Genomic DNA, 15,319 nt, shown 5'->3' with positions numbered 1-15,319 from the left:
ATATTAGCATTTAATTGTATTTTATATAAGGAGAGTTTTATGAATGGAAAGACACATGCAGGAGTAGGATTAGCAGCTTTTGTAGCTCTTAGCAATAAATTGCCAGATGGGTTCAGTTATATGGGAATGGGAGTAGTGATTTTAGCTTCACTGCTTCCTGATATTGACCACCCAAAGAGCATAATGAACAGGTATATATTACCTTTTAAAAATAATGGAGCAAAAGTTACATTATATTTTTGTAGTGGTATAATTGTTTTGTACTTTGATTACCTTTATGCTAATGAGCCGGCTTATAAAGCTCTAGGCATAACACTAATTACAGTAGGACTGTCTTCTCATAGAAATGGTCTTACTCATAGTTTGCTTGGAATGATTACATTTAGTTTTATAGTTGGATATATAGGAAATAAATATAATTTGAAAAATATTACTTATTATTTTATTATAGGATATAGCTTACATCTATTATGTGATATGTCAACAAACAGAGGAGTGCCTCTTTTTTATCCTTTTAAAAATAAAAAGGTAAAATTCCCATTTACTTACAGGGTAGGTTCTAAGTTTGGAAATTTTATTGAACTAGTTTTAATAGCAGCTGGGTTAATCTACATAATTTACAAGCTGCCAGTAATGTCTTAAAAGGTTACAAGGATGCAGTAATGGGACTTAGGGTAAATGAAATGTCCCTTTGTCACCTTGATAAAATAAAGGTGGTGAAGAAGTTGTTTGATTTCGAATATCAATTAAAGATACTTCCGGACAAACCAGGAGTTTATCTTATGAAAAATTCCTTAGGCGAAGTAATATACGTTGGAAAGGCTAAAATACTTAAAAACAGAGTAAGACAGTATTTTCAAAGCTCAAAGAACCATTCAGAAAAAGTCAAGGCTATGGTTAAAAACATAGCTGAATTTGAATATATAGTTACGGATTCAGAGATGGAAGCGCTTATACTTGAGTGCAACCTTATAAAAAAATATAGACCAAGATATAATATTTTGCTTAAGGATGATAAGCATTATCCTTTTATAAAGGTTACAACTAATGAAGATTTTCCAAGAGTATTTATGACTAGAATACATGCTAAAGATGGGGCAAAATATTTTGGACCTTATACAGACTATGGTGCTGTATATGAAACCTTGGATTTAATTAAAAAGGTATTTCCACTTAGAACCTGCAAGCTGTCTATAAAAGAAGGAGAAAATAAGGCAAGACCTTGTCTTAATTATCATATAGGGCTTTGCAGTGCTCCTTGTGCAGGGTTTGCATCTAAAGAGGAATATGGAAGTACTGTTCAAAATATCATTGACTTGTTATCTGGTAAGGATAGACAAATAGTAAAAGATTTAAAGGCTCAAATGGAAAAGTCAGCAGAGAATTTGGAGTTTGAAAAAGCAGCAGCTTTTAGAGATAAAATTTTAGCTGTAGAAAAGATTGTAGAAAAGCAGAAAATTATAATAGGCAACTTTGAAGATGAGGACTTTATAAGCATATACAGCGATGAAGTAGACACCTGTGCTATGGTGTTTTTCTTAAGAGATGGAAAAGTGGTAGGAAGAGAGCATTATATGCTTGATAATACTTCAGGAATTGAAAAAGGGGAAATAATATCCGATTTTATTAAGGAATTTTATGGAGGTACAGCCTTTATTCCAAAGAATATATACGTACCTGAAATAGAGGATTCAGAACTACTGGAGCAGTGGCTTACTATGAAGAGGGAATCAAAAGTATGGATTAAGATTCCGCAAAGAGGAGATAAAAAAGAGCTTTTAGATATGGTAACTAAAAATGCAAAGCTTATAATGGAGCAGTTTAAAGCTAAGCTTAAGGCTGATAAGGAGCTTCATAAAGTTTCGCTTAAAGAACTGGCAGAGCTTTTGGAGCTTGAGGAGCTGCCTAACAGAATCGAAGCTTATGATATTTCAAATATTCAAGGGGTAGACTCTGTAGGAAGTATGGTAGTGTTTGAAGGCGGCAAAGCTAAAAATAGTGATTATAGAAGATTTAAAATTAAAACGGTGCTTGGAGCAAATGATTATGACAGCATGAGAGAAATTTTGACCAGGCGTTTTAAGCATGGACTTGAGGAGTTGGAAAAGATCAGAGAGAGAAACTTGGAGCTAAGTGCAGGTAAATTTTGTGTGTTTCCTGATTTAATCCTTATGGATGGAGGAAAAGGTCAGGTAAATGTAGCTTTGGAGGTTTTAAAAGAGCTTAACATAGAAATACCTGTCTGCGGTATGGTTAAGGATGATAAGCACAATACTAGAGGACTTATATATAATAATAATGAGATGTTTATTAGGCAAAATTCTAATGTAATGCATCTTATAACAAGAATACAGGATGAAGTGCACAGATTTGCCATAACTTATCACCGAAGCTTAAGAGATAAGAGAGTGCTTCATTCTGTTCTTGAGGACATCCCAGGCATTGGTGAAAAAAGAAGAAAAGAATTGCTGACTAAGTTTGGAAGCATTGAAAATATTAAAAATGCAAGTTTTGAAGCACTTATAGAGACACCATCTATAGATAGAAAGGCAGCAAAAAATATAATTGATTACTTTAATAAATCAAAGTAGCAAAGGAGAGAAAAAATGAAATACGTTGTAGATACCCATACACATACAATTTCCAGTGGTCATGCTTATAATACATTGCTAGAAAATATAAAGGAAGCTTCTCAAAATGGAATTGAACTTATAGCTACTACAGATCATGGACCAGATATGCCTGGAGGGCCTCATAAATATTATTTTGCAAATATTAAAGTATTGCCTAGAGAGATTAATGGAGTAACTGTCCTTAGAGGCTGTGAAGCTAATATTATAGATTTTCAGGGGAATTTAGACATACCTGATAAAATTCAGAAGAATTTGGATATAATAATAGCTAGCCTCCATGATGTATGCATAAGACCAGGAAGCAAGGAAGGAAACACAAAAGCACTGATTGGTGCTATGGAAAATCCTTATGTTGATATTATAGGACATTGTGGCAATCCAGTATTTCCAATAGATGAGGAAAAAGTTGTGAGAGCAGCAAAAGAGAAAAATGTACTTATTGAAATCAATAATAGTTCTCTTATGAAGGGGGGAGCAAGAGAAGGCAGTATAAAAACCTGCACTAGGGTAGCAAAACTGTGCAAGGAATATGGAGTTAAAATAGTTATAGGAAGTGACGCTCATTCCTGTTTTCAAGTTGGAAGGTTTGATGATGCACATAAAATGCTTGCTGAAGTTGGCATGCCTGAAGAGCTTATAATAAATACACAAAAAGATAGAATTTTAAAATACTTGAAAAAAAAGGGAAAATTAGCTGACCTAAAGCTTGATTAAAGCATATACTATACATTATACTAAAATATGTATCATTAATAGTGTCAAGGAGATTTATGATGAATCGATATAAAAATTTTAGCAGTGAGCTTTATAATATCTTATCATCAGAGGATGTAGTAATTGATGAACCGATGAAAAATCATACTTCATTTAAGGTTGGAGGTCCAGCAGATATATTGGTTACTCCTGAAAATTATGATGAGGTAGTTAAGATAATTAAGCTGTGTAATGATAAAAATGTACCTTATTACATAGTGGGTAAAGGTTCTAATCTGCTAGTTAAAGATGGAGGATTCAGAGGTGTAGTAATAAAGCTTACAAAGCTTGATAATATAAAAGTTGATAATAATAAAATTATAGTACAGTGTGGAGCAGAACTGTGCAAGGTTTCTGATGCAGCACTTAAAAACAGTCTAACAGGCTTTGAATTTGCCTGCGGTATACCTGGAACTGTTGGAGGAGCCGTTACAATGAATGCAGGAGCTTACAATGGAGAGATTAGTCAGGTAATTCAAAGTGCACTTGTAGCTGATAAAGAAGGGAATTTAATAACATTAAATAAAGAACAGTTAGAGCTTGGCTATAGAATGAGTGCAGTACAAAAATATGGCTATACTGTGCTTGAAGTAACCTTTGAATTAAGTAAAGGTGATTATAGCAAAATAAAGGAAAGAATTGATGATTTAACCAGAAGAAGAGAGGAAAAGCAGCCTTTAGAATATCCTTCTGCAGGAAGCACTTTTAAGCGTCCGGAAGGACATTTTACAGGGAAGCTTATAGAAGATTGTGCACTTAAAGGTTATAAGCTGGGAGGAGCACAAATATCAGACAAACATGCAGGCTTTGTCATAAATAAAGAAAACGCTACAGCTAAGGATATATTGAATTTAATTGAGTATATACAAGCTACTGTAAAGGAAAGATTTAATGTAGACCTTCATCCAGAGGTAAGAATTATCGGGGAAGAAACAAAATGAAAGGAAATCTGTAAAATTTAGACACGGGGAAAGTCTCCGTGTCTAATATTTTAATAATATAATTATTTTAACCATAATATTTTTTGTGTTATAATTATAAAATAAAACTGTACTAATAATCTTTATTTTTAATTATAGATATACAATATATATTAATCTCAAGGAGGTAAACTATGAGATTTGTTATAATTACAGGACTGTCAGGTGCGGGAAAAACTCAAGCTATAAGGTGTTTGGAGGATTTAGGTTATTTTTGTGTAGATAATCTGCCGGCAACTTTAATTCCTAAATTTGCAGAGGCTTGTTATCAAACAGATGGTAAGATAGATAAAATAGCTTTAGTTATAGATATACGAGGCGGAAAGTTCTTTGATAATTTATTTGAGAGTCTTAACTACTTAAAAGAGCAGAATTTTAATTACGAAATACTATTTTTAGATGCTAAGGATGAAACACTTATAAAGCGGTTTAAAGAATCCAGAAGAAAGCATCCTTTAGCTCCAGAAGGTAGAATACTAAATGGTATCACTATGGAGAGAAACAGGCTTAAAGAGCTTAAGGACAGGGCTAATAATATTATAGATACAACAAAGCTGTCTACAAGAGAACTTAGAGATAAGCTCACATCAATATATTCTGAAGAAGGGCAGGTTGAAAATGAGCTTATGATAACTGTATTGTCCTTCGGATTCAAATATGGTATACCAGTTGATTCAGATTTGGTTTTTGATGTAAGATTTATTACAAATCCTTTCTATATACCAGAATTAAAGCCTTTTTCAGGAAATGACAAGCCAGTTAGAGATTATGTTTTCAGTTTTGAAGAGACAAGAACTTTTGTAGATAAGCTTGAGAATATGGCTGAATTTTTAATTCCACATTATCTTAAAGAGGGAAAAAGGCAGCTTATCATATCTATTGGCTGCACAGGAGGCAGACATAGGTCTGTAGCTATTGCTAATGAAGTTTATGAAAGACTGAAGAGCCGAGGGCATAAGGTAACTATTGACCATAGAGATATTGATGAGGATATAAATAAGGGTGGGTTAAAGCTATGAGATTTATTGACTGGTTAAAACCAGGAATTAAGGTTAAGCGCTGGATTATGCTTGGAATCCTGGGAATATTAATGATAGCTTTTGGGCTTGTAGAGTGGATACAGCATAGATTTTACAGCGGCTATTATATCGCCTTTTATGTATTTCTTATCACTGTAGGCTTGTTTATATTATATTTAGCTGTTACCCAGGGAATGAGATCTTTTATATTTTTAATAAACAAAGGATATATTAATGTTTCTTTGGATTCTAGAAAGCTGGAAAGTTTAATTTATGAAAAGAGATTATTAGTTAAAGGACCTAAGGTAGTAGTTATAGGTGGAGGTACTGGTCTTTCAACTATGCTTAGGGGTTTAAAGCATTACACTTCAAATATTACAGCTATAGTAACTGTTGCAGATGATGGAGGGGGGTCAGGAGATTTAAGAGAAGATTTAGGAATACTTCCTCCTGGGGATATAAGAAATTGTATACTGGCTCTAGCAGATACTGAGCCTCTTATGGAGGAACTTTTACAGTATAGATTTAAAGGTGGAAGACTAGAAAATCAAAGTTTTGGCAACCTTTTTCTTGCTGCTATGGATGGTATTTCTTCAAACTTTGAAGAAGCAGTTCAGAAAATGAGTTCAGTACTTGCGGTAACAGGTAAGGTTTTACCAGTTACTTTAGATAATGTAATTCTTAAGGCTAAGCTGAAAAATGGAGCTATTGTAGAGGGGGAATCTAAAATTGCGGAAGGAGTTTTTGAAAACAAAAGCCCTATTGATAAGGTGTTTTTAGAGCCTCCAAATGCAAATGCTCTTAGAGAAGCGGTTATAGCAATAAGAGAAGCTGATGCTATAATACTTGGACCTGGAAGTCTTTATACCAGTATTATACCTAATCTATTGGTTCAAGATATTTCAGTTACACTTCGCAGAACAAAAGCTTTGAAAATTTATGTGTCAAATATAATGACTCAACCAGGAGAAACAGATAACTTTGGAGTTGAAGATCACCTAAAAGCTATTTTCAAGCATGGTGGTGAAGAGATAGTAGATTATGTCATTGTAAATTCAGGAAAAATTGACAAGAAATTAGAAGAAAAGTATTTACAAGATGGTCAGAAGCTTGTTGATATAAATAAAAAACAAGTTGAAGATATGAATGTTAAAGTTATTGAAGGTAATTTTGTTAAGATAAAAAATGGATTTGTAAGACACGATTCTGAAAAACTTGCTGCAATATTAATTGAGACTATTATGGAAAAGAAGCTTCTATTTGATAGAAAGAAGATAATAGAATACTTTTATTTATCAGAAAGGCTTAAGGAAAGAAAAGAAACTAAAAAGTCATAGAGAGGGAAAGATTATGTCATTTTCAGCCAAAGTAAAAAGCGAGGCTTGCAGAATAGGCGAACTAACAAGAGATGAAGCTAAAGCAGAGCTTGCAGCTATAATGAAGGTCAGCGGCACTTTATCCTTAGGCTCTAATAAACAGCTCAGCTTTAGAGTAACTACTGAAAATCCGTCTATTGCAAGAAGAATATTTAAGATGTTAAAGCAGTATTTTAATATTCACACTAAGCTATTAGTGAAAAAAAATAATTCTTTTAAAAGAAATAATATATATATGGTTGTTATAACTGAGGATATGGGTGTTAGAAGTCTTCTAAAAGAGGTGGGAGTTTTAAAGAGCAGTGAAGGGATTTTGTCATTAGATTATGGAATACCAGGTAAGCTTATAGAGACCGAAGAAAACAAAAAGGCCTATATTAGAGGAGCATTTTTAGGAGGCGGGAGTGTTAGCAATCCGGAAAAAACTTATCATCTTGAGTTTGTAACTCATAACAGTGAATATGCAGAACAGCTTAGCAGTTTAATAAATACTTTTGGACTTGTTTCTAAAGTTATACAAAGAAAAGGAAGTTTTATAGTTTATATAAAAGAGGGAGAGCAGATAATAGATCTTTTAAATATAATTGGAGCACACACTTCTCTTTTAGAGCTTGAAAATGTAAGAATTATGAAGGAAATGAGAAATAATGTTAACAGGCTTGTAAACTGTGAAACAGCTAATCTTAGCAAAACTGTAAATGCTGCTGTAAGGCAGGTTGAAAGCATTAAGCTTATTCAAAAAGAAATAGGGCTTCAGAGACTTCCTAAAAATTTAAGAGAAATTGCAGAGGTAAGACTTGCTTATCCAGATGAATCTTTAAAGGAACTTGGAGAACTTTTAAATCCTCCCGTAGGTAAATCAGGGGTAAATCATAGACTTAGAAAAATAGAAAAAATCGCAGAGGAATTAAGGAAAGAGGGAAGGTAGTTTTATATGTCAAAGCATGAGGATATCATTAAGTATATACTGTCTTTAGAAGTCGGCACTAAGATTTCTGTAAGAAGTATAGCTGGTGATTTGGGGGTTAGTGATGGTACTGCATACAGAGCCATTAAGGATTGCGATGCTATGGGTATAGTTACAACTATACCTAGAGTTGGTACTGTGAGAATAGAAAAGGTTGAAAAGAAAAGTATAGAAGCTCTTACTTTTGCAGAGGTAGTAAATATAGTTGATGGCACTCTTCTAGGAGGGAAAGATGGGGTTCATAAAGCTTTGAGCAAGTTTATTATAGGTGCTATGACTATGGATGCTTTTATGAAGTATATAAGTCCTAATTGTCTTGTACTTGTTGGTAATAGAGAAGAGATTCAGAGATTAGCACTTATGAATGAGTGTGCAGTACTTATAACAGGGGGATTTGGCTGTAGTGAAGAGATAAAACGGCTTGCAAATGAAAAAGGTCTTCCAATAATTTCTTCTACTTATGATACTTTTACCACTGCAAGCATGATAAATAAGGCAATGTCAGAAAATCTTATTAAAAAGGATATTATATTAGTTGAAGATATTATGATTACAGAACCGGTTTATTTAAGAGATACTGATATTGTGGCTCATTGGAAAGGACTTATGAGTGAAACCAAGCATGAGCGTTATCCTGTTGTCGATAATGAGATGAGGGTAGTAGGTATAATTACATTAAAGGATATGTCTATTGAAGCTATGGATGATGATGAGCCTATAAGCAAATATATGACTAAGGATATTATAACAGTTACTCCAAAGACTACTGCAGCATATACTGCTCATATTATGGGCTGGGAAGGTATTGAAATGTGTCCTGTTGTTGATGGAAGAAAACTTGTGGGGGTTGTGAGCAGACATGATGTTATAAAGGCTCTTCAGTATATATCCAGGCAGCCTCAAATAGGTGAAACAATAGAGGATTTAGTTCTTAAAAATTTTGAATTTGATAATAATGAGGACAAGATGCATTTCTGGGGAAAGATTATTCCAGAAATGTTAGATCCTATAGGTACAGCTTCATGGAGTTCTATGAATATGCTGCTTTCAACTATGGGCATTATGACTCTTAGGCAGAGAAACAATATTAATATATCTGTAGACAGCATTTCTACATACTTTATGAAGCCAGTGCAAATAGACAGCCATATTGAAATATTTGCAGAGGTTATAGATATGGGACGAAACTTCTGTAAAGTTGAAATAACTATGTATGACAATAAAAAAGAATTAGCAGGAAAGACTTTGCTTTCTGCCAAGGTGCTGAGGAAGTAAGATGTGTCATAATTAAAGGGCGTCACATATGAGTCATATTTTTATATGGCTCATATGTGACGCTTTTTTGCGGTATTCCTCATAATTGTCATTATTGCATAATGACAATTATGCCTAGTGCCGAATAAGGTGATTTAACAAATGGTATTAACAGTATCTTACCTTAAAAATTAAAATTATCAGTTATTATTAGGATAAATAATATATATGATAATTTTGTCAATTTTTAATGAAGACAATTATGATTTTCTTTTAGTTGAGTGATAAATCGATTACATAGTATAATTTTAACATGAAAGGGGTGAGGTTATGAAGTTCTCAGCAAGATTAATTCAAATTTTATTTCTTTTGCTTAGTTCAGATAAACCTATTCCTGCTGTTATTCTTGCTGAAAATATGCAGATAAGTAAAAGAACTATATTTAGAGAATTAGAAAATGCAGATAACTGTTTAAAAGAATACGACCTTAAATTAGAGACAAAGTCTAAAAAAGGCATCAGTATTAAAGGGAGTGAGTCAAATAAAAATAGACTACTGGATGAATTAAATAAATTGGAATATAGTGATCCGAAAAATAAAGAAGGACGTCATAATCGTATTATTCTAGAATTATTAAAGCAAGAAGAACCACAAAAGATATATTATTACTCAAGCCTTTTAAAGGTTAGCGAAGCAACAATTAATAATGATTTAGATAATATAGAGGAGTGGTTTCTAAAAAATAATATAAATTTAGTTAGAAAATCTGGACTTGGAATTTATCTGGATTATAAAGAAGAAGATTATAGAAAAGCATGCATGAGATATGTATACCAAAATACGGAAGATCCACTTAATAGATTATCTGATTTAATAGAAGCCAGTATTGTAAGTAAAGTAATCAATTCAATAAAACAGGTTAAAAGCAGTAGATTAAGTGGAATGGCTGAAAGTTCTTATACAGAACTCATAGTATATTTGTCAATAATGACAAAACGAATATTAAATGGAAAGAAAAACACAAGAGAAAAAAACATAAACTTAACAGGACAAAACATTAAAGATTATGAGTTTGTAATAGAACTGGTTTCATTACTTGGTGAACAGTTTAAAGCGGAATACACTACTACGGAAATAATAGATTTGTATATATATATTAAAGGTGCTAAATTACAACATATTAATGAGAATGAAGATGTTATCGATATAGAACCTGATATAAGGTATATGGTGTATGAAATGATTCAACAGTATGATAGTACTATAGCTTATCAGCTTAAACAGGATACAGATTTTATAAGAGGATTAATAGCACATGTTAGACCTACAATTATACGTTTGCAGCATGAAATCGAGATTCAAAATCCATTTCAAAATGAGATAAAAAGTTTATACCCTAATGTATACGAAAAAGCTCAGAGAGCTGCAAAAGTAATTGAAGATAAATTTAAGCTTAAAGTTCCAGAACAAGAGTTAGGGCTTTTAGCAGTACATTTTGGAGGAGCTGAAGTAAGGCTGAAAAGGAACTATAAGTTTATTAGAAAAGTAAATGTGGGTGTAATTTGTTCTAGTGGAATAGGAATATCTGCTTTATTATCTTCAAGGATATCTCATATTTTTTATGATAAAGTAAGGGTAAAAACTCTTTCTATAAGCGATTTATCATCTAATAGGATAGAAGATGTTGAGATATTGATATCTACTTTTGATATAAATACTCCTAGGTACAGTTATATTAAGGTAAATCCAATGCTTACAGAGGAAGATGTATTGTTAATTTCTAAGGAAATAGAAAATATATCTAAAAATATAGTGCAAGATAAAGGTATTGAAAAAGCGGATATTCTTAATAGAATTCAGGAAATAGGGTTAATAACTAAAGAAATAAGCTCTATTATTAAAAGTTTTGATTTATATATTGTAAATTCATATATCAAAATTGATGAAATTATGGTTTTTGTAAGTGAAATAATAGGAGAAAGTGAAGAAAGTAAAAATTATATATACAATGATTTGAAAAAAAGAGAGGAGTTAGCTACTCAAGTTATACCAGAGTTTGAATTTGTACTTTTACATGCAAAGACAAAAGGAGTAGAGGCATCTAAATTTATATTAATAAAACCAGAGTTAACTCACTTTGAAGATAAATATTTTTCCAGATCAAAGGCGGTAGTAGTAATGCTGATACCAGAGGACGATCCTAGGAGAGTGCTGGCTATTTCAAGTATAAGCAGTGCTTTATTTGATGATGAATTGTTTTTAGATGATATAAAAACTGGGAATAAACAAGCTGTAAAAAGTTACGTAGAAAGGGTATTGAAAGAATACCTTTCAGAACAAATTAAAAATTTATAAGCAATAGGAGATAGACAATATGTTGAAAGAAATGTTAACAAACAATATAAATGTGGTTGAGGAAGCAGCAAGTTGGGAAGAAGCAATTAAAATTGCTGCTGCTCCATTAAAGGAAAAGGGATATATAAAAGAAGAATATATTAGTGCAATGTTACAGAATGTAGTAAATAACGGTCCTTATATAGTTATTATGCCAGGTCTTGCTATACCACACTCTAGACCAGAACATGGAGTGATAAAAACAGGTATGTCGCTTTTAAAATTATTAAAGAGTGTTAAATTTCCAGAAGATAAAGAAATAGAGTTAATTATTGTTTTAGCTGCAAACGATTCTGAAGTACATTTAGAATTAATATCTGAGCTAACTAATTTACTTATGGAAGAAGAGGCTATTAAAAAATTATTTTCATCAAAATCTAAAGAAGAGGTGCTTCAGTGTATATGATCGATAAAATTAAATCATTTAAGGTTTTAGTTAACTCCTTCGAGGTAAATGCAAATTATTATGAAGAAGATATAACAAATATATTTATTCCATTATTAAAAAGATTGACAAATATGAAAAAAAGAAAAAATGGAAGGCTTTTGGTTTATTTAGCAGCATCACCCGGAGTTGGTAAAAGTACTTTAGCTGCGTTTTTAGAAATTATTTCTAAAAACATCGAAAATACTATGGAGATACAATCTATTGGAATTGATGGATTTCACTATGATCAAGAGTATATTAAAAATCACAAAATAATTATTGATGAAAAAGAAGTACCTATGATAGAAGTCAAAGGATGTCCAGAAACTTTCAATTTAAGTAAGTTAAAATCAAAAATAAAAGTTTTAAAAAATGAAAGTGTTAATTGGCCGATTTATGATAGGAGCTTACATGATGTTGTGGAAGACAAAATACTGGTTACTAAAGATATTGTACTAATTGAGGGAAATTGGCTCTTATTAAATGAAGATGGATGGAGGGAATTAAAGGATTATTGTGATTATAGTATTTTTATAAAAGCTGATGAAGCAATGCTAAGAGATAGACTAATACAGCGAAAAATAAAGGGGGGATTATCGGAGGAAGCGGCAACTAATTTTTATGAACAAAGCGACAGCAAAAATGTGAAAAGAGTACTTAATAATAGTTTAAATGCTGATTTACAGCTAGAACTATTAAGCAATGGAAAGTATAAAATAAGGGGGTAAATTTATGGAAATTCGTAAACAATTAAATTCAGTTCAAAAGAAAAACATGAGATCGAAAGTTCAAGCTTTTGGTGGATTTCTTACAGGAATGGTTATTCCCAATATGGGGGCATTTATTGCATGGGGATTTATAACGGCATTATTCATACCTACTGGATGGGTTCCTAATGAATATTTTGGAAAATTAGTAGGACCTATGATAACTTATATGCTTCCCCTTTTACTTGCTTATACAGGTGGTAAGCTTGTAGCTGGTGAAAGAGGAGGAGTAGCTGGCGTTATTGGTACATTTGGATTAATAATTGGTTCAGATATACCGATGTTTTTAGGGGCAATGGTGATGGGACCTTTCAGTGCATACGCAGTAAAAAAATTTGATTCACTTATTGAAAATAAGATACCAGTTGGATTTGAAATGGTTATAAATAATTTTTCCTTAGGTATACTGGGATTACTGCTTAGTTTATTTTCTTACTCATTAATAGGCCCAGTAATATTACAGGCTAATAAGGCAGTAACTGTACTTATAGAAGGCTTAATTAAAACAGGATTTTTACCTATTTTATCACTTATTAACGAACCAGCAAAGGTATTATTCTTAAATAATGTAATTGACCAGGGTATTTATTATCCATTAGGAATGCAGGCTGCTTTAAAGGCTGGGAAGTCAATATACTTTATGGTAGCTTCAAACCCAGGAGCAGGCTTAGGATTATTACTTGCATACTCCTTATTTGGAAAAGGTGCATCTAAGAAAACAGCCCCAGGAGCTATAATAATTCATTTCTTAGGCGGTATACATGAAATATACTTCCCATATGTATTAATGAAACCAATATTGATCATAAGTATGATACTTGGCAGTGCTTCAGGTATATTAACCTTTAGTATTTTTAATGCAGGTTTAGTCGCAGGACCAAGTCCAGGATCAATATTTGCATATCTAGCATTAACACCAAAAGGAAATTTCATAGGAGTAATTGCTGGAGTATTAGTAGCTGCAGCAGTAAGTTTTGCAATAACGTCCTTTATATTAAAATCTTCTAAAGAAGAGGAGGACTTTGAACAAACAGTCAAAAAATCAAAGGAAATGAAACAAGAGGGTAAGGACTTATTAAACTCTGTATTACAACATAATAATGCACCAATAAAACTAGTTGTATTTGCTTGTGATGCAGGTCTTGGAAGTAGTGCAATGGGAGCTAATGCATTTAAAAAGAGAGTAGAAAAAGAAGGGCTTTCAGTAGCAGTTAAAAACTATGCTATTGAAAAAGTTCCTCAGGAAGCTGATGTAATTGTAACTCATAAGAGCTTGCTAGATAGAACTAGGTTGACATGGCCAGACAAACGTATAGTTACAATTGAAAACTTTATAAAAGACAGCAACATAGATGAATTGCTTGCAGAATTGATTGCACGTAAATAAAATGTATAGGCAGTAAGGAGATGTTGGCTTATGAAGACTAGGGCTGCAGTGTTAGCTGGTAAAAATAAAATATATATAAGAGAATTTGAACTGCCCGAAATAACTGAGGATGAACTATTGGTAAAGGTAGTTTCAGATAGTGTTTGTCTATCAACCTATAAGGCATTAAAAAGAGGAGAGGAACATAAAAGAGTTCCTAATAATGTATCAGAGCATCCAGCCATTGTAGGACATGAATTTGCAGGGATTATAGAAAAGGTAGGCAGCAACTTAAAAAATAAATTTACAGAAGGTGAAAGATTTGTACTGCAGCCAGCAATGGGGCTTGAGTCAGGCTATTCAGCAGGATACAGCTATGAGTATTTTGGAGGAGATGCTACCTATTGCATAATTCCTAAAATAGCTATTGATTTGGGGTGTGTACTTCCACTTAACGGAACATATTTTGCCAATGCATCTTTAGCAGAGCCTATGTCATGTATAATAGGAGCTTTTCACGCCAGCTACCATACAAAACAATATGTTTATAAATATGATATGGGAATAAAGGAAGGTGGAAAAGCTGCACTTCTTGGATGTGCTGGTCCTATGGGTCTAGGAGCTATAGAATATGCTGTCAATGGTCCTATAAAACCAAAGATGGTTGTAGTTACAGATATTGATGAAGCTAGATTAAAAAGAGCATCAAGTCTTATAAAAGTTGAAGATGCCAGAGAAAAGGGTGTTGAATTAATATATATTAATACTAAAAATATGGATGCAGTAAGCGAGCTTATGAAATTGTCAGGCGGTAAGGGCTATGATGATGTATTTGTATTTGCTGCTGTTAAGGGGTTAATAGAAACTGCTGATGATATATTAGGTAATGATGGATGCTTAAACTTCTTTGCTGGACCAACAGATAATAATTTTAAGGTTCCACTTAATTTCTACAAGGTTCACTATGAAGGAACTCACATTGTTGGAACTTCAGGTGGATCAACTGATGATATGCTTGAAGCTATAGAGTTATCGGAAAAGGGTTTGATTAATCCTTCTTATATGATAACTCATGTGGGTGGACTGAATGCAGTTCCAGACACTATAAGAAATCTTCCTAATATTCCAGGAGGAAAGAAGTTAATTTATCCTCATATAGAAATGGAATTAACGGCGATTGATGATTTTGAAAAGTTAGGTGAAAATAACGAGTTCTACAAAAGATTAGCTGAAATATGCAAGAAAAACAACAATGTTTGGTGTGAAGAAGCAGAGAAGTTTCTGCTGGAGTCAAATGGAGTTCTGTAATGATTTTATGTATCAGTAATATAGAATAAATATTAATTCACAGGAAACCATATTTCTGTATAAGTAAGTTTTTTA

13 protein-coding genes are annotated in these 15,319 nt (G+C 32.5%); all 13 read left to right on the top strand.

What is annotated here, in order from left to right; all coding sequences use genetic code 11:
* Positions 1 to 39 precede the first annotated feature (39 nt).
* Complete coding sequence (locus M2651_RS03865; protein WP_252131024.1) at positions 40 to 642, top strand: metal-dependent hydrolase; 603 nt, start codon at positions 40 to 42, stop codon at positions 640 to 642.
* Positions 643 to 725: 83 nt separating this feature from the next.
* Positions 726 to 2,591 (top strand): excinuclease ABC subunit UvrC, encoded by a 1,866-nt coding sequence (uvrC, locus tag M2651_RS03860; protein ID WP_252131023.1) that lies wholly within the window; start codon positions 726 to 728, stop codon positions 2,589 to 2,591.
* A gap of 15 nt (positions 2,592 to 2,606) precedes the next feature.
* Positions 2,607 to 3,347, top strand: a complete 741-nt coding sequence (locus M2651_RS03855) for a phosphatase (RefSeq protein ID WP_252131022.1) — start codon at positions 2,607 to 2,609, stop codon at positions 3,345 to 3,347.
* Positions 3,348 to 3,406: 59 nt separating this feature from the next.
* The gene (gene murB, locus M2651_RS03850; RefSeq protein WP_252131021.1) at positions 3,407 to 4,327 is read left to right on the top strand and encodes a UDP-N-acetylmuramate dehydrogenase; all 921 of its coding nucleotides are present in this window, start codon (positions 3,407 to 3,409) and stop codon (positions 4,325 to 4,327) included.
* 173 nt (positions 4,328 to 4,500) lie between these two features.
* Positions 4,501 to 5,385, top strand: a complete 885-nt coding sequence (gene rapZ, locus M2651_RS03845) for an RNase adapter RapZ (RefSeq protein WP_252131020.1) — start codon at positions 4,501 to 4,503, stop codon at positions 5,383 to 5,385.
* A complete protein-coding gene (gene yvcK / locus M2651_RS03840) occupies positions 5,382 to 6,722 on the top strand; it encodes a uridine diphosphate-N-acetylglucosamine-binding protein YvcK (protein WP_252131019.1) in 1,341 nt (446 codons plus the stop codon). The genes rapZ and yvcK overlap by 4 nt, the downstream gene beginning before the upstream one ends.
* Before the next feature lie 13 nt (positions 6,723 to 6,735).
* A complete protein-coding gene (gene whiA / locus M2651_RS03835; protein ID WP_252131018.1) occupies positions 6,736 to 7,689 on the top strand; it encodes a DNA-binding protein WhiA in 954 nt (317 codons plus the stop codon).
* A gap of 6 nt (positions 7,690 to 7,695) precedes the next feature.
* A complete protein-coding gene (locus tag M2651_RS03830; protein WP_252131017.1) occupies positions 7,696 to 9,003 on the top strand; it encodes a DRTGG domain-containing protein in 1,308 nt (435 codons plus the stop codon).
* Positions 9,004 to 9,312: 309 nt separating this feature from the next.
* Entirely contained in the window at positions 9,313 to 11,337 is a 2,025-nt protein-coding gene (locus M2651_RS03825) for a BglG family transcription antiterminator (protein ID WP_252131016.1), read from the top strand.
* 19 nt (positions 11,338 to 11,356) lie between these two features.
* Positions 11,357 to 11,782 (top strand): PTS sugar transporter subunit IIA, encoded by a 426-nt coding sequence (locus M2651_RS03820; protein WP_252131015.1) that lies wholly within the window; start codon positions 11,357 to 11,359, stop codon positions 11,780 to 11,782.
* The gene (locus tag M2651_RS03815) at positions 11,779 to 12,531 is read left to right on the top strand and encodes a nucleoside/nucleotide kinase family protein (RefSeq protein WP_252131014.1); all 753 of its coding nucleotides are present in this window, start codon (positions 11,779 to 11,781) and stop codon (positions 12,529 to 12,531) included. The genes M2651_RS03820 and M2651_RS03815 overlap by 4 nt, the downstream gene beginning before the upstream one ends.
* Positions 12,532 to 12,535: 4 nt before the next feature.
* On the top strand, positions 12,536 to 13,957 hold the full coding sequence (locus M2651_RS03810; protein ID WP_252131013.1) for a PTS mannitol transporter subunit IIBC: 1,422 nt from the start codon (positions 12,536 to 12,538) through the stop codon (positions 13,955 to 13,957).
* Between the two features lie 30 nt (positions 13,958 to 13,987).
* Complete coding sequence (locus M2651_RS03805; protein WP_252131012.1) at positions 13,988 to 15,244, top strand: zinc-binding dehydrogenase; 1,257 nt, start codon at positions 13,988 to 13,990, stop codon at positions 15,242 to 15,244.
* The last annotated feature ends 75 nt before the right edge of the window (positions 15,245 to 15,319 follow it).

This window comes from Clostridium caldaquaticum (genome assembly GCF_023806125.1).
Classification (GTDB): domain Bacteria; phylum Bacillota; class Clostridia; order Clostridiales; family Clostridiaceae; genus Clostridium_AT; species Clostridium_AT caldaquaticum.
The sequence above is the reverse complement of the archived record's forward strand: the minus strand, read 5'-3'. Positions and strand labels throughout refer to the sequence as shown.